Source organism: Planctomycetota bacterium, assembly GCA_035574235.1.
GTDB lineage: Bacteria > Planctomycetota > MHYJ01 > MHYJ01 > JACPRB01 > DATLZA01.
This window is the reverse complement of sequence record DATLZA010000117.1, coordinates 1-21,697: the sequence shown is the minus strand read 5'-3', so window position 1 is coordinate 21,697 and position 21,697 is coordinate 1. Positions and strand designations below refer to the sequence as shown.

The 21,697-nt window shown below is 68.7% G+C and carries 24 protein-coding genes; 10 read left to right on the top strand and 14 right to left on the bottom strand.

The features are described from left to right. The 8 genes from VNO22_10930 to mreC all read right to left on the bottom strand — a co-directional run. A partial coding sequence (locus VNO22_10930) for a hypothetical protein (GenBank protein ID HXG61881.1) occupies positions 1 to 526 on the bottom strand: 526 nt, incomplete at its 3' end. Positions 527 to 580: 54 nt separating this feature from the next. After that, on the bottom strand, positions 581 to 1,132 hold the full coding sequence (locus tag VNO22_10925; GenBank protein HXG61880.1) for a sigma-70 family RNA polymerase sigma factor: 552 nt from the start codon (positions 1,130 to 1,132) through the stop codon (positions 581 to 583). A 46-nt stretch (positions 1,133 to 1,178) separates the two neighbouring features. Beyond that, entirely contained in the window at positions 1,179 to 2,447 is a 1,269-nt protein-coding gene (locus tag VNO22_10920; protein HXG61879.1) for a prolipoprotein diacylglyceryl transferase, read from the bottom strand. A gap of 18 nt (positions 2,448 to 2,465) precedes the next feature. Beyond that, positions 2,466 to 3,065 (bottom strand): hypothetical protein, encoded by a 600-nt coding sequence (locus tag VNO22_10915; protein ID HXG61878.1) that lies wholly within the window; start codon positions 3,063 to 3,065, stop codon positions 2,466 to 2,468. A 62-nt stretch (positions 3,066 to 3,127) separates the two neighbouring features. Continuing rightward, a complete protein-coding gene (locus tag VNO22_10910; GenBank protein ID HXG61877.1) occupies positions 3,128 to 4,294 on the bottom strand; it encodes an FtsW/RodA/SpoVE family cell cycle protein in 1,167 nt (388 codons plus the stop codon). Beyond that, entirely contained in the window at positions 4,278 to 6,113 is a 1,836-nt protein-coding gene (locus VNO22_10905; protein ID HXG61876.1) for a penicillin-binding transpeptidase domain-containing protein, read from the bottom strand. Before VNO22_10905 ends, VNO22_10910 begins: the two co-directional genes overlap by 17 nt. Continuing rightward, complete coding sequence (gene mreD, locus VNO22_10900) at positions 6,113 to 6,604, bottom strand: rod shape-determining protein MreD (GenBank protein ID HXG61875.1); 492 nt, start codon at positions 6,602 to 6,604, stop codon at positions 6,113 to 6,115. Before mreD ends, VNO22_10905 begins: the two co-directional genes overlap by 1 nt. A 3-nt stretch (positions 6,605 to 6,607) precedes the next feature. Next, on the bottom strand, positions 6,608 to 7,432 hold the full coding sequence (gene mreC, locus VNO22_10895) for a rod shape-determining protein MreC (protein HXG61874.1): 825 nt from the start codon (positions 7,430 to 7,432) through the stop codon (positions 6,608 to 6,610). A 154-nt stretch (positions 7,433 to 7,586) separates the two neighbouring features. On the opposite strand from mreC, the gene VNO22_10890 reads away from it, so the two are divergent. The 10 genes from VNO22_10890 to VNO22_10845 all read left to right on the top strand — a co-directional run bounded on the left by VNO22_10890 (position 7,587) and on the right by VNO22_10845 (position 16,923). Then, positions 7,587 to 8,978 carry a sigma-54 dependent transcriptional regulator gene (locus VNO22_10890; protein HXG61873.1) on the top strand — a complete coding sequence of 464 codons (1,392 nt, stop codon included), beginning with the start codon at positions 7,587 to 7,589 and terminating at the stop codon, positions 8,976 to 8,978. Between the two features lie 19 nt (positions 8,979 to 8,997). After that, the gene (gene glp / locus VNO22_10885; GenBank protein ID HXG61872.1) at positions 8,998 to 10,158 is read left to right on the top strand and encodes a gephyrin-like molybdotransferase Glp; all 1,161 of its coding nucleotides are present in this window, start codon (positions 8,998 to 9,000) and stop codon (positions 10,156 to 10,158) included. Then, positions 10,155 to 11,654, top strand: coding sequence for an apolipoprotein N-acyltransferase (gene lnt / locus VNO22_10880; GenBank protein ID HXG61871.1), 1,500 nt, complete (start codon positions 10,155 to 10,157; stop codon positions 11,652 to 11,654). The genes glp and lnt overlap by 4 nt, the downstream gene beginning before the upstream one ends. A 41-nt stretch (positions 11,655 to 11,695) precedes the next feature. Then, on the top strand, positions 11,696 to 12,568 hold the full coding sequence (locus tag VNO22_10875) for a hypothetical protein (GenBank protein ID HXG61870.1): 873 nt from the start codon (positions 11,696 to 11,698) through the stop codon (positions 12,566 to 12,568). 9 nt (positions 12,569 to 12,577) lie between these two features. Continuing rightward, positions 12,578 to 12,922, top strand: coding sequence for a hypothetical protein (locus VNO22_10870; GenBank protein HXG61869.1), 345 nt, complete (start codon positions 12,578 to 12,580; stop codon positions 12,920 to 12,922). A gap of 55 nt (positions 12,923 to 12,977) precedes the next feature. Further along, positions 12,978 to 13,709 (top strand): methyltransferase domain-containing protein, encoded by a 732-nt coding sequence (locus tag VNO22_10865; GenBank protein HXG61868.1) that lies wholly within the window; start codon positions 12,978 to 12,980, stop codon positions 13,707 to 13,709. Between the two features lie 212 nt (positions 13,710 to 13,921). Further along, on the top strand, positions 13,922 to 14,980 hold the full coding sequence (locus VNO22_10860; GenBank protein ID HXG61867.1) for a rod shape-determining protein: 1,059 nt from the start codon (positions 13,922 to 13,924) through the stop codon (positions 14,978 to 14,980). A 38-nt stretch (positions 14,981 to 15,018) separates the two neighbouring features. Then, the gene (locus tag VNO22_10855; GenBank protein HXG61866.1) at positions 15,019 to 15,243 is read left to right on the top strand and encodes a hypothetical protein; all 225 of its coding nucleotides are present in this window, start codon (positions 15,019 to 15,021) and stop codon (positions 15,241 to 15,243) included. 34 nt (positions 15,244 to 15,277) lie between these two features. Then, complete coding sequence (locus tag VNO22_10850) at positions 15,278 to 16,510, top strand: hypothetical protein (GenBank protein ID HXG61865.1); 1,233 nt, start codon at positions 15,278 to 15,280, stop codon at positions 16,508 to 16,510. A 167-nt stretch (positions 16,511 to 16,677) separates the two neighbouring features. Further along, entirely contained in the window at positions 16,678 to 16,923 is a 246-nt protein-coding gene (locus tag VNO22_10845) for a cold shock domain-containing protein (protein HXG61864.1), read from the top strand. A gap of 16 nt (positions 16,924 to 16,939) precedes the next feature. On the opposite strand, the gene VNO22_10840 is transcribed toward VNO22_10845, so the two are convergent. The 6 genes from VNO22_10840 to VNO22_10815 form a co-directional block, all read right to left on the bottom strand. Continuing rightward, complete coding sequence (locus VNO22_10840) at positions 16,940 to 17,626, bottom strand: endonuclease III domain-containing protein (protein ID HXG61863.1); 687 nt, start codon at positions 17,624 to 17,626, stop codon at positions 16,940 to 16,942. Beyond that, positions 17,623 to 18,549, bottom strand: a complete 927-nt coding sequence (gene ftsY / locus VNO22_10835; protein ID HXG61862.1) for a signal recognition particle-docking protein FtsY — start codon at positions 18,547 to 18,549, stop codon at positions 17,623 to 17,625. Before ftsY ends, VNO22_10840 begins: the two co-directional genes overlap by 4 nt. Positions 18,550 to 18,652: 103 nt before the next feature. Continuing rightward, positions 18,653 to 19,078, bottom strand: coding sequence for a transcription antitermination factor NusB (gene nusB, locus VNO22_10830; protein HXG61861.1), 426 nt, complete (start codon positions 19,076 to 19,078; stop codon positions 18,653 to 18,655). Positions 19,079 to 19,102: 24 nt separating this feature from the next. Continuing rightward, positions 19,103 to 19,591, bottom strand: a complete 489-nt coding sequence (ribH, locus tag VNO22_10825; GenBank protein ID HXG61860.1) for a 6,7-dimethyl-8-ribityllumazine synthase — start codon at positions 19,589 to 19,591, stop codon at positions 19,103 to 19,105. 30 nt (positions 19,592 to 19,621) lie between these two features. Next, positions 19,622 to 21,238, bottom strand: a complete 1,617-nt coding sequence (locus VNO22_10820; protein ID HXG61859.1) for an HD domain-containing phosphohydrolase — start codon at positions 21,236 to 21,238, stop codon at positions 19,622 to 19,624. Between the two features lie 81 nt (positions 21,239 to 21,319). Continuing rightward, on the bottom strand, positions 21,320 to 21,697 hold a 378-nt coding region (locus tag VNO22_10815), incomplete at its 5' end, for a hypothetical protein (GenBank protein HXG61858.1).

The following is a 21,697-nucleotide window of genomic DNA, read 5'->3' as shown; positions in this document are numbered from 1 at the left end:
CCGGCGCCGGCGTCGCGGGCGGCGGCACGGCCGGGGCAGGGGGCCGGCTCTCCTGCTCCCGAACGGCGTCCACGAGGATCTGCTCTACCCGATGGGCCTCGTCCGCCTCTTCCCGGTCGGGTTCCGGAGCGGGCCGCGCCGCGGTTTCTCCGGTCGGGGGGGAAGTCCTCGAGTCCTCCGACGGGCCGGGGCCCGACAGGAAGGCCGATCCGGCGACGATCGAGAAAAGAATCGCGGCGGCCGCCAGGCCCGCCATCCAGGCCCCCCGCCGCGACTCCAGCCCCGTGGGCCCCGCGGGGACGCCCATGCGAAGCAGCCGCGAGGCCGTCCGGGAAGAACGGGCGTCGCGGGCCGGGACGGGCAGGCGGCCCATCAGGTGCCAGACCTTGCGGATCCGGACATCGCGCTCCTGGCAGGAGGCGCAAAGCGTCAGATGCTCGCGAAGCGCCTCCTCCTCCCGAGGATCCGCGTTTCCGCTGACCGCCCGGGTGGTCAGGACCGGCACATCCGCGCACTCGATCTTCATGCCACCTTAGGTACACCCCGGCCGGAGGTATCCCTATCGAAAATGGAGGAGGGGTTAGAGATAATCCTTGAGTTTGCGTTCCAGCTCCTGCAGCGCTCGGCTGAGGCGGGCCTCGACCGTCTTGATCGAGATCCCCAGCATCTCGGCGATCTGCCCGTACTTGAGGCCGTTGTAGCGGCTCAGGACGAAAACTTCGCGGAGGGGTTCGTCGAGCTCCGCGAGGGCGCGCTCCACGGCGCGCTCGAGATCCTGGCGTTCGAGGTCGCGCTCGGCGCGGGTATCCGGAGTCGGGGGTTCCACGGGCGGGGGCGCCCGCCGGAGTCCCTCGCGGCGGACGGTGTTCACCCAGGCGTTGCGCGCCATGGTCAGAAGCAAAGGCGCCAGAGGCCGTTCGAGGTCGTACTCCTTGCGGTGGAGCCAGAAGTTCAGAAATACCTGCTGGGTGACGTCCTCGGCCACGGCGGCGTCGCCGCCGGACAGGCGGTAAACATAGTTGAAGAGTCCCGGCTGATACTCCTGGAAGATTTCGCGGAAGGCCTGAGGATCGCCCGCCTGGACGCGGAGCATGAGCTCGCGCTCCTCGCCGGGGGGCCGATCGCGCCGCATGATGGAATCTTAGGGCGCCCCCTTTGCGCGCGAGGCGCCCTGCGAATCAGGACGTCGGGGCGCTGGGCAATCCTTCGGCCGCCGGGGCGCTCCGGCCCGGCTCCGGCGGCGCCGCCGGTTGCGCCGGGCCCGGCGGCCGGACGATCTGGCGCCGCAGGTAGAGCCAGACGCCGCACACCAGCACCACCGCCAGGCTCACCACCTGCGAATAGGTGAGGGTGCCGATCCAGTGGGGACGCTCGTCGCCGCGCACGAACTCGACGAGAAACCGCCAGGACCCGTAGAGGATCGCCATCGTCAGGAACACTTCGCCGGGCGTCTTGCGCTTGCGGCGGTAGAGCCAGGAGAGGAAGAAGAAGAAAGCCAGCGCGGCCAGGGACTCGTAGAGCTGCGTGGGGTGGACGGGGTCGGACCATTCGCCGAACTTCTTCTGGTCGCGCGCCACGGGGCTGTCGGGAGGGAACCGCAGGGCGGGGAACCCGCCGCCCGCCTTGCCGTAGCAGCAGCCGTTCAGGAAACAGCCCAGCCGGCCGAAGGCCACGCCCAGCATCATGGGCGCGGCCGAAAGGTCCGCGACGGCGGCCAGGGACACGCCGCGCATCTTGACGTAAAGCGCCGCGGCCGCCACGCCCGTCAGGAGGCCGCCGTAAAGGACGAATCCGCTCTGCCAGTTTCGGAAGAGTCTCCAGGAATACTCGTCCTGGTGCTGCCACAGGAAGAACGCCCGGGCTCCGAGGACCGAGAAGACGAGCGTCAGGACCAGAAGCACCCCGTTCTGCCAGGACGCCAGCCGGACCGGGCGGCCCGATTTGTGCGTCCGCCAGTACCAGAAGGCCAGAGGAATCGGTCCCAAGAGGAGCGCGCCCAGGGGATGCATCCCGGGATCCCCCCAGAGGGAGCGCTTTCCTTCTTCGACGATGTCCTTGCCGTACTGGAGGAGATAATTGATCTTGGCGCCGACGATGCCGAAGATCATGCCGATGATGCCGACGTCCAGGATGAAGTCGCTCTTAAGCCCCAGGGCCGCGCCCCGGCGCACGGCGATCCACGAGGCCAGGAGGAAGCCCACCATGATCGAGAAGCCGTAGGAGTTGATGGGCATCTTTCCGAAGGGGGTTTCGACGAACGTGATGAAGGCCGTCACCGCCGCCGCCACGGGGAGGATCGTGAGCAGCCTCCCCAGGAGACGGGACTGCTCGGCCACCTTCGAGCCGAAGGTCGCCACCGCCGCCACCCCCGCCACGACGGCCAGGAAGACCGGCCAGCTCATGGGCAGGTTGCCGAAAAGCGGGATCTCGAAGAGTTTAGGAAACATGGAGCCTCGCCGGTCCTTTCATGGATTTCCCCCGGCGGAATCCGGGCCGTGCCAGGTCTCGTCCGCCCGGAGCGAGTCCGGGGGGGACCGGCGCGCCAGGGTGCCGCCGCATGCCTCGCACCGGTACGTCCGGCCCGGCTCGAAGCCCACCACGTTGAACTGACGCCCGCAGCCCGAGCAGGCCACGACCTGCTTGTCCTGGAGCTTCAAAATCCCCGCCACGGTCGCGGCGTCCACGAATCCGTGTTCCACGAGGATTTCCCCCAGCCGCGGCACGGGCTGCGCGCCCTTCTCGGCCAGCTGCTTCTGGACCTGAAGACATTTGTTGACCTGAAGCTGAGTGGCCTTGTTGTGCTTGACGAGAAGCTGTCCGAAGAGGTAATCGGCCTCCCGGATGGCCCGGTACTCTTCCAGGGACCGCGCGCGCCGATCCTGCTCCTCCAGGAGCGCGACCAGATCGCGTTCGGTGAGAAACCCCTTGGACACCAGAAGGACGCCCAGGGAGCGGGGAGAGGGCGGGGTCGCCTCCTGTTCCCTCACGCAGGCCTCGAGATCGGCCTCCGTGAGGAGCCCCTTTTCCACGGCCAGGCGCCCCAGGAGGCGGTCCTTCTCGGTCATCACAGGCGGCCTAGTATAGACGGCGGCCGGGGGGGTGTCAAAGCGAGTTCACGGGCCCGTTCTCAGAACGAGAGCCACTTGACGGCCTGAGGGCGGAAGCTCGAGATTTCCACGGATCCGCCGGCCATGTCGCGCGAGGAGAACCCCGGTTGCCAGCGGGCCGAGACGTTCAGGACCAGTCCCGCCGCCGCCGCGCAGCTCAGCAGGGAGGAGCCTCCGTAGGAGACGAACGGGAGCGTCACCCCCGTGATCGGGGCCACGCCGAGCGTCATTCCCAGATTGATCAGGGTTTGGGTCGCCAAAAGGGTGGTCAGGCCCACCACGACGAGTCGCCCAAAGGGCTCCCGGGACTGGTAGGCGATGCGGTAAGATTGACCGAAATAGACGGCGAACAGGAGAAGCACAAACGTCGACCCCACGAAGCCCAGTTCCTCGGCGATGATCGAATAGACGAAGTCCGTGTGCCGGTCGGGGATGTGGAAGGGAAAGAAGACGCCCGATTCCCCCAGCCCCCGTCCGAGGAAGCGTCCCTGCGCGCAGGCCTTGACGGACTGATCCCGCTGATAGCGCACGTCGGGAGGAACCTTGTCCGGCAGCGCGAAAGCGATGAGGCGGTTCTTCTGGTAGTCCTTGAGAACGAAGAAGTATCCCACCGGCGCCGCGAGAGCCAGGGCGAGGATCATTCCCGCCAGATGGATTCGGCGGGCGCCCGCGACGTAGAGCATCGCCAGCAGGGTGGGAATCAGAAGGAGCGTGGTGCCGAGATCGGGCTGCACCAGGATGAGCGCCGCCGGGACGGCGGTCAGGGTCACGGGGAGGATCAGACCCCGGATACGCTGGACTTCGCGGCCGTACATGAGGACCCGCGCCAGGGTCAGGACGAGCGCGATCTTCATGAACTCGGCGGGTTGCACGTTGACGGGACCCAGGGCGAACCATCCCCGGGCGCCCCGGGTGTAGCGCCCCTTGAGGAGGAGGGCCGCCAGGGCCACCAGGCAGATCGCGTAGAAGAAGAACGCCCCGCGCCGGTAGTGCTGGTAGTGCGGCCAGGCCGCCAGCACCATCAGCGGGAGGGCCGCCGCCAGGAACGTCGCCTGCTTGAGGAAAATCGATTTCGTGACCGCTTCGCCCGAGAGATCGGTGGGCGGCGCCACGGTCCAGAGGCACAGCATTCCCATGCCCGCCAGGAGCAGAACGCAGGTCAGGATCGTCTTATTGAGCCTGGGCATCGCGCGGCGGCTTCAGAAGCCGCTCCAGGATCCGGGCCGCCGGAGGGCCGGCGGCTTCGCCTCCGTGCCCGCCGTTTTCCACGAAGACCACCACCACGTATCGGGGAGCGTCGTGCGGCGCGTATCCGCCGAACCAGGCGTGCGTGCGTCCGCCTCCCGCCTGCGCGGTGCTCGTCTTGCCGGCGGCCGCGAAGCGCTTGAGCTCGGTCCGGTGCGCCGTTCCCTGCGGAGCGTGCACCACGTCGTAGAGTCCCCGGCGGATTTCCTGAATCGTCGTCGGCGAAAGTCCCGACGGCCGCGGCGCCGGCGTCTCCGCACGCCGCAGGTGAGGGGTGACGATCCGCCCGCCGTTGGCGATCGCCGCCAGGAGCACCGCGGCCTGGATCGGGGTCACCATCAACTCGTGCTGGCCGATGGCGAAGGAGAGGACGTCGTTTTCCCAGCGCGCCCGGTCGGGAACGCGGCCGGCCGCCTCACCGGGGAGATCCAGCCCCGTGGGGGCGCCGAACCCCAGGGCGCGGGCCCACTTGGCCACCGTCTCCATCCCGCACCGCCGCCCCAGCTCGTAGTAGTAGCAGTTGCACGAACGCTCCAGCGCCTCGTGGAGCGTCAGCTCGTGATGCATGCCCCGAAATTCGTTCCAGATCCAGCAGTTGAAGCGGGCCAGCCGTTCGTCGAACTTCCCGCGGCAGGGCAGCAGCTCCTCCGCCCGCACTTTTCCTTCCTCGAGCCCCGCCGCCGAGGTCACCACCTTGAAGATGGAACCGAGCTGGTACTGCTGGGCAAAGGCCCGGCTCTGGAGAGGCTTGCCGTCGGCGTCTCCCAGCACCCGCCGGATCGCCGCGGCGTTGCCGGGCGGGGAGAAGTCGTTGGGATCGAAGCCGCGGTTGGAGGCCAAGGCCAGGACCCCGCCCGTCTCCGGCTCCAGAACCACGGCCGCCGCGTGCAGGGGACCCGCGAGCACCGCCTCCACGTGCGCCTGAAGCTCCGCGTCGAGGGTCAGCTCCACGTCTTCGCCCGCCTCGGCGGGCTTGAGCTCGATGACGTTCTTATGGCCGGTGGCGGGATCCCGCTCGATCACGACCAGTCCCGAACGGCCGCGCAGGCGCGCGTCATAGCTGCGCTCGATCCCCGCGCGTCCGATCAGCTCCTCGTGGAAGGCGCCGCGCCGGTAAAGCTGGACGATGCCGTCGGAACCGATGATCTCCTGGAAGCCCTCGTAGAAATAACCGTCCTGGAGGAGGTCCTGAAATTCCTTCTCGTTGGCGGTGACCCGGCCCAGGTATCCGACGACGTGGGAAGCCACGCTCTTGAACGGATAGACCCGCTTGAGGGATTCCTTGATGAGGACGCCCGGAAAGCGCCGCGGGGCGGTTTCGATCGCCAGGGCGGACTCGAAGGAAACATCGCGACAGAGCAGGTAGGGGGTGCGGCGCTCGCGGGCGTACAGGCGGCGCCGTTCGTGGGGCGGCCGTCGGTGGAGCTGCCGCTCGATCCGGGCGTAGATGTCTTCGATTTCCTGTCGCGCCTCGTCGGCGGAGAGGGGAAGGAGCGTCTCCAGCGGCCAGGGGGACTTTTCGTATTCCTCCAGGACGAGGTAGGCGTCGAAGCACCGCTGGTCTTCGGCCAGAACCCGGCCGTGCCGGTCGAGGATCCGTCCGCGGCGGGCGCGCGCCAGATCCACGGTCGAGCGGCGGGAGGTCAGGTCCCCCACATACTCGCCCGGGTCGAGGATCTGCAACTGGAGGAGGCGGGCCTCGAGCGCCCCCAGGGGGAGGAGGGCGAGAATGAGGAGCACGAGCACGCGGGACCGGTCCATCAGCGCACCAGCCATCGGGTTTGGGCCAGGAGCAGGTGGAGCGGGGGCGTGAGGGCGGCCGTCAGGAGGGCGGAAAGGAGGGTTTTGGCGGCGATGATCCCGATGGGGATCCCGCCGGCGGTGGCGGCGATGAAGAGCGCCGCGGCGGCCTGGACCCCGCACGTGGCGACGAACGCGACCGCGAGCTGGGTGACGGGGCTTTCGCGGAAGAGGACCTGGCGGATCTGGAGCACCGCCCATCCGGCGCCCAGGAAGAGCAGCGCGTGCAGGCCCAGGGGGCCGACGCTGGCGGCGTCCTTGACCAGCCCGACAAGCCAGGCGCCCAGAAGTCCCTGCCGGGAATCCCGGGCGAAGAGGGCGGCGAAGCAGGCCAGGGAAAGGAGCGCCTCCGCGCGCGCGCCTTTGAGCGCGCAGGCCTCCAGGAGCGTCGCCTCGGCCACCAGGGCGACCCCGGCGAGCGCCGCGATTTTGAAGGTGCTGTAACGGACCATGAGCTACGGAGCGGAGTCCGGAACCAGGATCATCACGTGTTCCAGCGCCCGGAAGTTCAGGACGGGCTCCACGTCCGCCCGGAGCGAAGCTTCGCGGCTGGAGGACATTCCGGCGATGCGTCCCAGCACCAGACCGCGGGGGACGCCGTTGTGGGGATCCTCGGTGGTCAGGACGTAGCTGTTGCGGCCCACCGGGACTTCGCCCGAGATCCACTTGAGGCGGCCGTTGGGACCGGCGGTTCCCTCGTAAACGCCCACGTGGCGCTGTTCGAAGGTGACGCCGGAAGCCGAGGCCTGGGGAGTGGCGACGGCGGCGGCGCGGAAAGCCGGGTCGGTGATCGCCTGCGCGCGGCAGGTCCAGGGGGCCGCCTCGACGACGCGGCCGACGAGTTGATGGTTGTAGACGACGAGCTGACCGGGGCGCACGCCGTCGCGGGCGCCGCGGGCCAGGACGAGCGACTTGCGCCAGGAGGAAGCGTCCGTGGGGAGCACGACATCCGCGGGCAGAAGCCGGAATCGGTGTTCGCGCGCGTAGGGTTTGAGGGCTCCGGCGGCCTCGAGCTGAGCGCGGAGGATGGCGATCTCGTTGGCCTGGCGGCGGACCTGGTCGTTGAGGTAATCGAGCTGCGCGCGCAGGGCGGCGTCGCCGGCGCCGCCGAGGAGGCGGCGGGAAGGATCCAGGACCAGGCCGGCCAGTTTCTCGAACGGGCGAAGTCCGGCCAGCGCCGTCAGGCGGACGCGTTGAGAGAACCCCGCCGGCAGGACGAGCAGCGCCAGCGAAATCCCCGCCAGGGGCAGCGGAGAGAATCTCCGTTTCTTGGACGGCACGGCCAACCCTCTCTCCTTTCCGTCCGGATTATAGCCCGGGGGGCTCTCCTGTAAAGTATAAACCGTAAAATACGAAGGCGCTTCTTCCCCGGAGACCGTCGCCGCTCCCCCTTCGATTGACCGCGGGGGCGCCTGTGCTAGAATGACGCTCGTCATGAGCCCCGCCCGACGGATCCTCATCGTCGACGACGAGCCTTCCATCTGCGACGTCCTGTCGATTTCGCTCCGCAAGGAGGGCTACGAGGTTGTGGCCGAGACCAACCCGCGGCGGGCGCTCGAACGGTTCCGCAGGGAGCGCTTCGACGTCGTTCTCCAGGACCTCAAGATGCCCGAGATGGACGGGCTCGATCTTTTGCGGGAAATCAAGCGGTTCCGGGAGGACGCCGTCGTCGTCATCATGACGGCCTACTCGACCTGGGACCGGGCCGTCGAAGCCATGCGGCTGGGGGCCTACCACTATATTAAGAAGCCCTTCGACACGCAGGTGGACGTCAAGGGAACGATCGCGCGGGCGTTGCAGTCCCGGGGGAGCCACGTCGATTTCGCCCGCAGCTTCGACGAGATGCTCCAGAAAATCGGCCTGGTCATCGGCTACTCCAAGGCCATGCACCAGGTCCGGGACCTCGTCTTCCGGGCGGCCCCCACGGACTCCACCGTTCTCATCCAGGGGGAAAGCGGCGTCGGCAAGGAACTCATCGCCCGCGCGCTCCACTACGGGTCGCCCCGCTCCGAGCACAAGTTCATCGCCGTCAACTGCGGGGCGCTCACGGAGACGCTTCTCGAAAGCGAACTCTTCGGGCACGTCCGCGGATCCTTCACCGGCGCGGTCACCGACAAGGTGGGGCTCGTCGAGGTCGCCGACAAGGGGACGCTGTTCCTCGACGAAGTGAGCGAGATGAGCCCCCAGCTCCAGGTCAAAGTGCTGCGGCTCCTCGAAGAGAAGGAATTCAAGCCCGTCGGGAGCGTCCAGACGCGCCGCGCGGACGTCCGGTTCATCACCGCCACGAACAAGGATCTCGAGCAGGAGATCGCCCGCGGGACTTTCCGCAAGGATCTCTATTACCGGCTCAACGTCATCCCCATCCATGTCCCGCCGCTCCGCGAACGGCGGGACGACATCCCGCTGCTGGCCGAACACTTCCTGGCCCGGTACGCCCGCGAGATGAAGCGGCCCGATCGGCGCTTCGCCCCCGAGGTCAAGGAAGCGCTGCTTCGGCACGACTGGCCGGGGAACATCCGCCAGCTCGAAAACGCCGTGCAGCGCGCGGTCGCCCTCTCGGAGGGTCCCACGATCACCCTCAAGGACCTTTTCGAGGACGCGGACGCGGGAGGCGCGCCCGCTTCCATGTCCGACGTGCCCGTGCGCCCTCTGGGGGCCGGGGGGCTGGATCTCGACCAGACGATGGCGGAAATCGAGGTCGGATACCTCAAGCGCGCCCTGGAGCTGGCCGGCGGGAGCTACACCCGCGCGGCGCAGCTCTTGAAGATGTCCCTGCGCTCCTTCCGCTACAAGCTCCAGAAGTACGGCATCGACCGGGAGGCCTGAAGAACGGCGCGGTCGGCCCATGAAGACGGTCCAGGAGGCGCTCGAAATCATCCTCGCCGAGGCGCCGCCGCCCCGCCCCGTGGACGTGCCTCTGGCGGAGGCCCTCGGCCACGCCCTGGCCGAGGAGGTCGTCTCCGACGCCGACGTGCCGCCCTTCGACCGGGCCATGATGGACGGCTACGCCGTGCGCTCGGAGGATTCCGGACCGCGGGAGGTGATCGAGGAGGTTCCGGCCGGCCGGGTTCCGTCCCGTGCGGTCGTTGCCGGCACGTGCGCCAAGATCATGACGGGCGCGCCGCTTCCGCCGGGGGCGGACGCGGTGCAGCAGGTGGAGAAAGTCGTGCGCGAGGGAACGCGGGTGACTCTGCTCGAGCCCGTGCGGCCGGGGCAGAACGTGACGCCCCGCGGGCGCGAGCTTCGCCGCGGCGATCGGGTGCTGGGGCCGGGCCGGCGGATCGGCCCCGCGGAGGCGGGGGCTTTGGCGGCGGCGGGGCGGGCGCGCGTCCGGGTTTACGCCAGGCCGCGCGTGGCGCTCCTGGTGACCGGGGACGAGCTGGTGCCGCCGGGGGAAGTCCCGGGGCCGGGGAAAATCCGCAATTCGAACAGCTTCTCGCTGGCGGCGCAGGTGCGGGAGCTCGGTCTGGCCTGCGACGATCTCGGGGTCGTCGGCGACGATCCGGAGGCGCTTCGCGCGCGCATTCGCGAAGGACTCCGGAGGGATCTTCTCGTCATCTCGGGGGGCGTGTCGGCGGGAGATCGCGACTTCGTGATTCCCGCGCTCGAAGCGGAGGGCGTCCGGATCCGGCTCCACCAGGTTCGGATCCGTCCGGGGCGTCCGTTCTGTTTCGCTCCCGGCGTCTTCGGGCTTCCGGGGAACCCCGTTTCTTCGTTCGTCATCTTCGAAATCTTCGTGCGTCCTTATCTCGGGAGGACGATGGGGTTGGATCTGTCCCGGCCCCGGGTGGCGGCGCGGCTGGAGACGTCCGTGGACCGGCCCAACGAACGCGCCCAGTTCCTTCCGGCGGAGATCCGCTTCGAGGGGGCGGGATACCGGGCGAGGACCGTTCCCTGGGCGGGTTCGGCCGATCTTTTCGCGCTGACGCGGGCGAACGGGTTTCTGATCGTTCCGCCGGGGGCGACGTACGAAGCGGGGGCGCTCGTCGAATGCGTGCTGTTGTGATCCACGCGTTGCCGTTCCTGTCGGGGTTTCTCTTCTGGGCGTCGTTTCACCCTCTGAATCTGGGTTTCCTGGCCTGGGGGGCTCTTGTCCCTCTGATCGCCTACGCGCGGCGGACGCGCGGGTGGATACCGCTGGGGCTTTCGTGGCTGGCGGGCGCGGGGGCGTTCACCGCCGGGTTCTTCTGGGTCCGCTACACCGTGCCTGCAGGTCCATACCTTTTGGGTCTCTACAACGGCCTCTATTTCGCCTTCTTCGTGGCGATCGTGCGTCGGCTGGGGGCGCTCTGGAGCGCGGCGGCCTGGACGGGGCTCGAGTACGCGCGGGGGACGCTGTTCGGCGGGCTTCCCTGGTTCCTGCTGGGCTACACGCAGCACGAAGCGCTTCGGATCGTTCAGATCGCCGACCTCGGCGGGGTGTGGCTGGTCTCGGCGCTGGTGGCGTTCGTGAATGCGGCGTTCGTGGACGGGCGGCGCGCGGCGCGAGGGGCGGCCGCGGCGGCGCTGGCGGGAGCGTTCCTCTACGGGGCGGCTCGGCTGGAGACGCTGCCGCGGGAGGAAGGTCCTCGCGTGGCGGTGGTCCAGCCCAACATCCCGCAGTCCCTCAAGGAGCTTTCGACCCGCCAGGCCGCCCAGGCGCTGGAGAATTACGGCAGGCACGTGGAGCTGACGCGGCGGGTTTCGGAGGAAAAGCCCGATCTTATCCTCTGGCCCGAGGCGGCCATCTACTACGGGCTGGAGTGGGACGCGGAGCGCGGGCGCTGGGTGAGGGACGCGTGGTATCGGCGCGTGACTTCCCCGGCGGTCGAAGCGGGCGCGCCGACGGTGATCGGGTTGCTCGTCGTGGAGCGGGGGCCCGGACGGGAGTTCGCGTTTACGAACTCGGCGGTTTACGTGGATCGCGAAGGAGGGATCGTCGGGCGGTACGACAAGGTGCATCTCGTGCCGTTCGCGGAGTTCATTCCGCTGGCGCGGACGTTCCCCTGGATCCGCGACCTCGTGCGGCGGTGGTCGGGGCTGTACCTGGCGGACATGCGGGCGGGAGACGACTTTCCGCTCTGGGAGGCGGCGGGGGAGCGGTTCGGGACGCAGATCTGTTTCGAGGCGATCTTTCCGGGAATTTCGCGCGCGATCGCAAGGAAGGGGGCCCGATTCACCGTCAATATATCCAACGACGGTTGGTTCCGGGACAGCGCGGAGCTGGACCAGATGCTGGCGATGGCGCGCTTCCGGGCGATTGAGAATCGGATGCACGTGATCCGGGCCACGAACACGGGGATTTCGGCCCTGATCGAGCCGTCGGGCCGCATTCAGGCGGCGGTCGAGGAGGGGGGGCGGAGGAAGGAAGTGGAGGGGACCTTGGCGGAGCGGATCGTTCTGACGCGCGCGGGGAGCCTCTTCCGCGCGGTGGGGGACATGGCGGGAATTCTGGCCGCCGGCGCTTCTCTGGCGGCGCTGGCGGGCCGCATTTTTGTTGACAGGAAAATTCGGCGGGCCTAGAGTGGCCCGGTCCGCGTGGGGGTTTCTAAAGGGGGTCCGAAATGAGCACGCTGTCGAAGCTGTTCATCATCCTCGTCTTCGTCATTGCCCTCGTCAAGCTGGGCATTGACGCGACCCTCTTCGCGCACAAGGTGGACTGGAAGGACAAGTTCATCAAGGAAGTCAACTACCACTACCGGACGCAGCAGATCAAGAACGCCGAAATCGCCGCCCGCGACGTCGAACTGGAAAACCGCAGCCAGATGGTGGACATCCTCAACGAGCGGATCGCGGTGCTGTCGGCGGAGGACTCCAGCAAGGCCCAGCGGATCCAGGATCTCCAGAAGAGCCTGTCGAACTCGGAAACCCTCCTGGCCAAGATGGAAGCGGACGTCCAGGTGTTCGTCCGGCAGCTCGAGGTGCAGCTCAACCAGATCCAGGAGCTGACCGCCAAGGTGGAGGAGCACCGCACGCGCCTGGCCAAGGCGCTCAACGAGAAGTCGCTCCTGGCGGCCGAAGTTCAGTACGCGCGCCAGCAGGCCGAGCGGCTCCAGCACGATCTGGCCCAGCTTGAGGAAAAGCACGTGGAGCTCGCGCGCGAGAAGCTGCACCTCCAGGAGAAGATCAACCACCTCAACCAGCTCGGCATCAAAACGGACGTGGCCCCGAAGAAGACGCTCGAAGGCAAGGTCACCGCGGTCGCGGTCGAGATCGGGCTCGTGGTCATTTCCATCGGCCGGGATGCCGGCGTCGGGGAGAGCGACGAGTTCACGGTCTACCGCGGAGGCGAGTTCGTGGCCAAGATCGTGATCGACAAGGTGGACCGGCAGTGGTCGGCGGGGAAGGTGGTCCTGAAGAAGCAGGATCCCCGCGTGGCCGACGACGTGTCCAACCACATCTTCGTGTCCGCCCCCAAGCCCAGCGGCGGTCGATAGGAGGCCGACATGGCGCGTCGAAACCGCGGAGAGGACGAGGTCACCGAGGGCGTGGAGCCCCAGGGGGAGGGCGCGCCCGCCGGAGCGGAGTTCGTGCCGGAGGCCGCGCTCAAGCCCAAGAGCGACGTGTACACGGTGCTTCTGATCCTCACGTTCATCGCGTTTCTCGCCGGGGCGATTCTGTCGGGGCGCGAGGCGTGGGAACACTACGACGTGCAGTTCTGGGTCTTCAGCAAGAAGACCCGGGCCGCGGAGGCCGCCCCGGCGCCTGCGGAACAGCCTTCCGGGATCGAACCTTCGACGCCGCAGCCTCCTTCGACCGAGCCCTCGACCGGAACGTCCGAGCCGAAGTAAACCGGGCTGCGGGCGTGCGGGTTGATACGGTCCGATTCGGCCGCCGCCCTGAGGGATGAAGCTCTTATCGGCCAAGGGCGTGGTCTTTCGGACCGACGGACTTTCCCGCGAAGGCTTGCGCTATCTGGAAAGCAAGCTTCGCCGCATCCGGCGCCGACAGAAGGACGCGCGGAATCCATTCCTTCGGATCCTGAACCTTCTGCTGCCCCGGGACTACCTGCGGGTGGACGTCGAAACGTGGGTTCAGGGCCGCACCCTCGTCGTCGGGTGCGGCGGAGGGATCGAGGCGATCGGTCTTGGGGCGGTCGGGATCGATATCGACCGGGCCGCGCTCCGGATCGCCGTTGAGTTGAGCGCTCATGCCGAGGGAGCGTCGGCGTCGTTCGTCGCCGCGTCGGGGTCGGAACTTCCCTTTCGGGCGGCCTGCTTCGACTCGGTTCTCAGCGACAATGTGGTCGAACATTTTCCTCCCGCGGATTTGCCCCGCCACTTCCGCGAGGTCGTTCGGGTCCTGCGCCCCGGGGGGCGATACGTGTTCACGACGCCCAACCGCCTTTTCGAAGTTCCTCCCAAGGAAGGGCACGTCGCCCTGCACTCGTATGCGGAGTGGGAGCGGCTCGTTCGCGAGGCCGGGTTCCGCGACGTGCGGACTCCCCGCCGCCGCTCGGGGGAGCTGGGGGACGTCGAATGGAAGAAAGACGCCGAACGTCGCGCCGCGGCCCGGGGTCTGCGCCTCGGGCTGAGTCACCGGGGGCTTCGTATGGTGACCTTGGTGGCCTTTCGGTGAAAGGGGGAGCGTCCGGATCGAAGGATGATCGGCGGTTTGCTTTTTGCGGGGGGTTGGGCTATACTTCCTTGCGGCGCCGCTGCGGGCGCCGATGGAGAGAGGGAACGTGAGAGGGGGAGCGCGCACACCGTACACCTTCCGGCTCGCCTGGCGCGAGCGCAACGCCTGTAGGGCGCCCGTCGGAAGGCTCCCCGTGTCGCCGGAGGCCTGACATGTGGGGCATCATCAAACGCTGCTTCGGATTCTTCTCCAAGGACATGGGGATGGACCTGGGCACCTGCAACACGCTCGTCTACGTCAAGGGCGAGGGAATCGTGCTTTCGGAGCCGTCGGTCGTGGCCGTCAAGAAGGGCACGAACAAGGTCCTTCTCGACGGCAAGGCGGTCGGCGCGACGGCCAAGGAGATGATCGGCAAAACGCCCGGCAACATCGTGGCCGTCCGTCCGATGCGCAACGGCGTCATCGCCGACTTCGACGTCACCGAGGCGCTCATCAGCTACTTCATCCAGAAGGTCCATAACCGCCGCTACGGCATCATGCCGCGGCTCGTGATCGCGGTCCCCTCGGGAATCACCGGGGTCGAGAAGCGCGCCGTCATCAACTCCGCCGAGCGGGCCGGGGCGCGCCAGGTCTTCGTCGTCGAGGAACCCATGGCCGCCGGCATCGGCGCCGGCCTGCCCATGCTCGACCCGATCGGAAACATGATCGTGGATATCGGCGGCGGCACGACGGAGGTGGCGGTCCTCTCCCTCGGCGGCATCGTCGCCTCGCGCTCCGTGCGCGTGGCCGGCGACGAGTTCGACGAGGCGATCATGCAGCACCTGCGTCGCGCGTACAACCTCCAGATCGGCGAACAGACCGCCGAGCGCATCAAGATCGAAATCGGCTCCCTCTACCCGCTCGAACAGGAACTCACCCTCGAGGTCAGCGGCCGCGACGTCATGGCCATGATGCCCCGGAAGGTCACCGTCACCAGCGAGGAGGTCCGCGAGGCCATGAAGGAGCCGTTCGAGGCGATCCTTCAGGCCATCAAGGAGACCCTTGAGGAGACGCCGCCCGAGCTGGCCGCCGACCTGACCGAGCGCGGCATCACCATGGCCGGCGGAGGCTCCCTCATCCGCGGCATCGACCGCGCCATCCGCAAGGAGATCGACGTTCCCGTTCGGATCGCCGAGGATCCGCTCACCTGCGTGGCCCGCGGCACGGGGCTCGTGATCGAGAATCTGGACCGCTTCAAGGACGCGCTCGAAAGCGACGAGGATCTGGCCTGATTCCCGCCGCATCGTTCGAGAGAGAGGGGAAACGCGCCGTGGAGAAGCTCATCGCCTACTTCCGACGGACCTACGCGGTGGTCATCACCGACCGCGCCGCCCGGCGTCTCGTCGAGACGGTCCACGCCATGGAGGCTGTGGATCCGCAGGTGCGGCTGGGCGTCACCGGCTCCGACGCGGCCGCGCTCGTGCCGCGGCGGGTGGACGTCACGCTGGCGGAGCTGCGGGCCGCCCTGGCCGGCCGCCGTCACGGCGTGGCGTGACCCGGCGCCCCGGCGCGTCTATACTGTCGGGAGCATGACGCGCCTCTTTCTCGCTCTGGCGCTCCTGGCGCCGGCCCCCGACGGGGCCTCCTTCAAGGAGATCGACCGGCTCGCGTTCGCCCCTTGGGACGGCGGCCGCGCTCCGGACGTCCTCCGGGAGATGGCCGAGGCGGGCGTGGATGTGGCGCTGGCCGGTCCCTCCGCCGACCCGGAGACCCTCTCCCGCGCCTTCGATCGCCTCGAAGGCGAAGGCGTCCGGCCGCCGGCGGTGGCTCCGCTCCTCGAGACGGAGCTTCTGGAAGGCATCGACCCCGCGAGGGACGGGGATCTCGCCCGCCTTTACGCGGCCGTTCGATCCTGGGTGGGCCGGTTCCCGTCTCGCCGGCTGGCGCGCGTCGAAGACCGGCCGCTCGTGGTGATCGGGCCGCGCCCCGCGGGGACGCCTCCGGCGGCTCCGCTTCCGTCGAAGCTGGCGGCGCTTTTTCGCCCGGATTGGGAAGGCCGTTCCGCCTACGTGCTGGCCCATGCTTCCTGGAGGGGGGCGGATCGGGCGTTCGGGCGGTGGTCGGACGATCCGGCGGAAGCCCGGGAACATGCCGCCGTCTCCGTGGGCGCGGAGGGCGGAGTTTCGGGGGAACGGGCATGGCGGGCGGCGGGGGCGCTCGAATTCCGCTGGGTGATCGTGGAGGCCTGGCGCGCGGGGGAGGAGGGGGCGGCTGCGGCGCGGGCCCTGGCGGGCCGGGCGCTGCGGCTCTGGCGGCGCGGCGAGATTCCACCCGCCCCGAAGGGACCCCGCACGGGACACGCCCGGGTGGGCTGGTCGATCCTCTACACGCCGCACGAGCAAGGCCTCCGCCCGGTCGAGAACGACGACGGCCGATTCGAGCGCGTCCGCCTGGGGGGCTTCGTCGCCGTCACCACCCGGGAGAACCCCGCGGGCCGCCGGCGGCATCTCTATTTCGACGTGGACGATTCGTTCGCCTTCTTCACCCGGCGCGCCTGCACGGTGGCGGTGGAGTTCTGGGACGTGGGGGCGGGGCGCTTCGTCCTGGAGTACGACTCGGCGGACCCTCGCTTGCCCCCACCGGCGCGGGCGGTGAAGCCCGCCGGCGAGGCGGCCTTCCGAGGGACGGGCGAGTGGCGCACGGAGGCTTTCGACCTCCCGGACGCGCTTTTCGGCAACGGCCAGAAGGGCGGGGCGGACTTCCGTCTGGCGATCGAGGGGCGGGGCCTGAGCGTCCGGTCGGTCGTTCTCACCCCCCGGTAGGCGGGCTCATTTCTTGCTTGACCGTGTCGGGGGGCGCTCCTACAATTTCGCCTTTGTTGTCGGGCCGGGAGGTGCAGCGGTCCGCCGATCTTTGCCGAAAGAGAAAGGGGCCCGTCCGTGCGGGCGGGCACGGTTTGTCTGGTTCCGGCGTATGGGAGGTTATTCGGATGCCTACGGGAACGGTGAAGTGGTTCAACGACCAGAAGGGGTACGGGTTCATCAAGCAGGAGGGGGTGGCGGAAGACATTTTCGTCCATCACACCGCCATCAAGATGGAAGGCTTCCGGACCCTGGCCCCGGGCGAGACCGTTGAGTTCGAACTCAAGAAGGACGAGAAGGGCCTGAAGGCCGTCAACGTCGTCCGCACGAGCTCCAACGGGAACGGCAACGGCAACGGCTTCCCGCAGGAGTAGTCCGAGCGTCGAAACGTCACACCCCCCGGCCGACCGGCCGGGGGGTTTTTCTTTTCCCGCGGCGGGGCAGGAACCTTCGCAGGGGACAGGCCGCGCAGCGGGCCACGGGGCGGCAGTGCTCCTTGCCCACGGCCACGATCAGGGCGTGAAATTCGTTGTAGAGCGCGGCGTCCCGCGGAAGCTCCCGCTCGAAAAGTTCCTTCATTTCGCCGTAGGACGCCCCCTCGCGGGCCTTGCCGTGCCTCGTCAGCACGCGGTACGTGTAGGCGTCCACGACGAAACTGGGCATTCCGAGGGCGTAAAGGAGGATCGAGTCGGCCGTCTCCGGGCCCACGCCGTGGACTCCGAGCAGCTCCTCCCGCAGCCGCTTCGGGGGGAGCGCCCGCAGCCGCTTGAGGTCCGCGCCCCACCGTTCGACGAACCAGCCGACCAGGCTCTTGAGCCGGCGCGCCTTGACGCGGAAGTAACCGGCGGGGCGGATGACTTCCGCCAGGGTGCGGGCGTCCAGCGCGTGGAGGCGGAAAGGATCCAGCAGCCCCCGTTCCTTGAGGCGCTCAAGGGCCCGCCGCACGTTGGCCCAGGAGGTGTTCTGGGTGAGGACGGCGCCGACCATGACCTCGAAGGGGCTTTCGCCGGGCCACCACCCCTGCGGGCCGTAGCGCGCCAGGAGCGCCTCGAAGTACTTCCGCAGCGGCGCGGTCATTCCGTGAAGAGCGCCTCGACGAACGCATCCGCGTCGAAGCGGGCCACGTCCTCGGGCGTCTCGCCGGTGCCGACGAACTTGACGGGGATGTCGAGCTTGTCCTTGATGGCCACGACGATGCCGCCCTTGGCGGTGCCGTCGAGCTTGGCCAGGAAGAGGCCGGTGACCTGGGTGGCCGCCTTGAAGTGTTCGGCCTGCGAAATCGCGTTCTGTCCGGTGGTGGCATCCAGGACGAGGAGGACCTCGTGCGGGGCGCCGGGGATCTTCCGGGCGGCGACGTTGCGGATCTTGGAAAGCTCCTTCATGAGGTTTTCCTTGGTCTGGAGGCGCCCGGCGGTGTCGATGATGAGGACGTCGGCGCGGCGGGCCAGGGCGGCGTCGGCGGCGTCGTAGACCACGGCGGCCGGGTCGGCGCCCATCTGGTGGCGCACGAGGTCCACGCCGAGGCGCTCGGCCCAGACGGCCAGTTGATCCACGGCGGCGGCGCGGAAGGTGTCGCTGGCGCAGAGGAGCACCTTTTTGCCCTCGCTCCGCAGGGCGTGGGCGAGCTTGGCGATGGAGGTGGTCTTTCCCACGCCGTTGACGCCGCAGACGAGAACGACCGTGGGGGGGGACGGGGCCCATCGGAGGTCGTTTCCTTTTTCGGTGAGGCGGCGTTTGAGGTCCGCCTTGAGGAAATCGAGGACCTTGTCGGTGGTCTTGATTTCTCCGCGCTTGTAGGCGGCGCGGAGGGCGTCCATGATTTTCTGGGTGGCCTCCACGCCGAAGTCGGCCGTGATGAGCGCCTCCTCGATCTCGGCGAGCGTCGCTTCGTCGAGGGAGCGGAAGACGGAGAAGATCCTGCGCAGCGGGGCGGCGAAGACCTCCTTGGTCTTGCGGAGCCCCTTCTTGAAGGTTTCGAAGAATCCGCCGAAAAGTCCCATGGTCAAGTCCCCGTTCGGGGCCGACAGTGTAGCACCCCGGGCCGCCGGACTCCATGCCTTATCCTCCGCGGGAGCCGCGCCGGCGGGGGGCGGTCCGGATCGGCTACTTTTTCTGCTTGTGAGGGGGGGCGGATTTCTGGCGGAGGTTGTCGAGGATCCCGTTGACGAACGGCCCGGAGTTCTTGGTGGAGTACTTCTTGGCCAGCTCGATGGCCTCGTTGATGGTGACGAGAGGAGGGATGTCGTCGCGGAAGAGAAGTTCGTAGGCGGCCAGGCGCAGGACGTTGCGGTCGATGGCGGCCATGCGGCCGATCTGCCAGTTCCGGGCGACTTCCTCGATGCGTCCGTCCAGGACGGGCCGGCGTTCCCAGCAGCCGAAGATGAGGTCCCGGGCGAAGGCCAGCGTTTCGGGGTCGGAGGCGTGGCGGGAGAGGAACTCTTCGACCTCGTCGAGGACTTCGGGCCCGCGGAGGTCGAGCTGGTAGAGGATCTGAAGGGCGAGTTCCCGGGCGAGGGTGCGCTTCCTCATAGCGGGGGCTTGGGGCCTCCCTCCTTATAACTTCTTCATGAGGCTGGCCATTTCAAGGGCCGCCAGGGCGGCGGCGCGTCCCGCGTTGCCCATCTTGGTCCCGGCGCGCTCGATGGCCTGCTCCAGGGTGTCGCAGGTGAGGACGCCGAAGATGGTGGGGATTCCCGTCCGGCGGCCCACTTCGGCGATGCCCCGGGTGGTTTCCCGCGCGATGTGTTCGTAGTGGGGGGTGTCGCCCCGGAGGATGCAGCCCAGGCAGATGATGGCGTCGGCGGCGCGCTTCCGGGCGACGCCGCGGGCGGCCGTCGCCAGCTCGAAGGCGCCCGGGACCCACACGACGTCGATGTCTTCGGGCCGGACTCCGTGGCGGGCGAGCGTGTTCTCGCAGCCCTCGAGGAGCTTGGCGGTGATGAATTCGTTGAAGCGGCTGACGACGACGGCGAACCGGAGGCCTTCGCCCCGGTAGTCGCCCTCGATGGCTCGGGCGTGGCCCTTGCGGCGGCGGGTCTTCACGGGTCTCCCGGCGGGAATCGGCGCGGGCGCCTAGCTTCGGTCCCGGGCCGGCAGCTCGAAGGGCCGGCCCTCCGGCGGCTCCGTGTCCGGGAACTGTTCCCGGATCCGCACGAAGTCCGGTTCGCGCCGGAGAAAAGCCCGGACGACTTCGGGATCGAAATGCTTCCCGCTCTGGGCCACGATCATATCGCGGGCGCGCTCGTGAGGGAACGGCATTTTGTACGGGCGCTGAGAGGTCAGGGCGTCGTAGACGTCGGCCAGGGCGACGATGCGGGCGCACAGGGGGATCTCTTCGCCCCGCAGCGGCCGTACTTCGCCGCCGATCGGGACGGCCGGATAGCCGGTGCCGTCCCACTTCTCGTGGTGATAGCGGGCGATCATCTCGGCGATGGAGAAGATCGACTCGCGCTGGATCATCTGGCCGGCCATCCGCAGGGCGCGGGCGCCGATCTCGGCGTGGTCCTTCATGGTTTCGAATTCGTCGGAGGTCAGCTTGTCCGGCTTCTGGAGGATGCAGTCGCGGATGCCGACCTTGCCCAAGTCGTGCAGGGGGGACAGGTCGTAGATGAGCTCGACGTATTCTTCGGTGATCTGGTCCCGGTACGGAGAGTGCAGGCGCAGCTCGTCGGCCAGGAGGCGGGAATAGTGGCGGATGCGCTGGAGGTGTCCGCCGGTGTCCTCGTCGATCGACTCCGCCAGGGTGGCGATCGCCAGAATCGCGGCGCGCTGGACCTCCTTGATCTCGCTGGTGCGCTCGATGACGGCTTCTTCGAGGGATTTGAGGTAGTTCTTCTTGAGCTTGTCGATGACGACGCGGTCGGTGATGTCGCGAAGGGTGGCCGAGACCCCGCGGACGCGGCCGGCGTCGCGGATCCCGGCGCAGGCCATCTCCACGGTGCGTTCCTCACCCGCGCCGGTGAGGACCTCCAGGCGCAAGGGACGGGCGTCGCGCCCGTCCAGGAGGTCCCGGAGGGTCACGTAGAGGGCGTGGAGATATCCTTTCTTGACGAGGCGTCCGACGTTCATGCCGACGAGCCGGGCGCGCGGGTACCCCAGGCGCGCGCACGCGGCGGCGTTGACCCAGGTTACGTGTCCGTCGGGGTCGAGAACCAGGATGGGGTCGGCGGCGTTTTCGACGATGGAGCGATAGAGTTCTTCGGAGCGCCGCAAGGCATCGAGACCGCGCCAGAAGCTCTGACGCTCCAGAAGCAATCCGAGAGGGACCCTCCAGCCGTCCAGTTGTCGGGCCAGGCGGGGGCCCGCGGAGCCCCGGGCCCGGCGGATCTCGAGGACGCCCGCGGCGCCGCCGGAGGCGCCGGGCAGAGGGATGAAGAGGCGGCGACCCGGGCCGGCGACGGCGCGTCCGGAGCGCAGGCAGCGTCTCCAGGAATCGTCGGGGTCGCCGGCGGGGAGGTCTCCGGCCTCGGCGGCGGGGGACGGTTCGCCGGCGGAGTCGTTCGCCCGGAGGATGCGGACGCGCGCGGGAGCCAGGGCGCGGGCGAGCGCCTCGGCGGCGCGGGTCAGGGACGTCTCGGGAGTCGAGAAACCCGCGTCCGTCAGGATCGTCGCCGGCGCCGGAACTTCCGGTCCTCGGTCCCTCCGGAGGGGGGCGGAGCGGACGCGCGCGTTGCGGGACTTCGCGGTCATGCGCTTGCTTCCTCGGATCGGGGGTCAAGTATAGGCCGGGTCCGAGGACGTGTCAATTGGCGCATGTTCTATGGGGACCGTTCAGCGGCGCGCGCTGACGCTGCGCTTGCGGCAGAGGGAGGAGAGCATCGTCGTTTCGCGGACGCGATCCAGGAGCGGCTGGGGAACGGCCCCGTTGGCAAACATCTCCTGGGCGGGGTAGTAGCCTTCGTTGTTGGCCTTGAGGAAGAGCTCGAGGGCCTTGCGATTTTCGTCGGCCCAGCCGTCGGGGTTGAGGGTGGGGTCGGAGTTCTTCAGGTGCCGCATGGCTTCCTCGAAGTGGCGGTCGCCGGCGGCCACAAGGGTCGCGACCCGCGGGGGGACTCCCTCGGGGAGCCGCACCGAGGTGGGGCTGGCGGGCGGCGGGGCGGCGGGCGCAGGTTCCGTCGGCGGCGGGGTCGGGCGCTCCGGCTCGGGGCG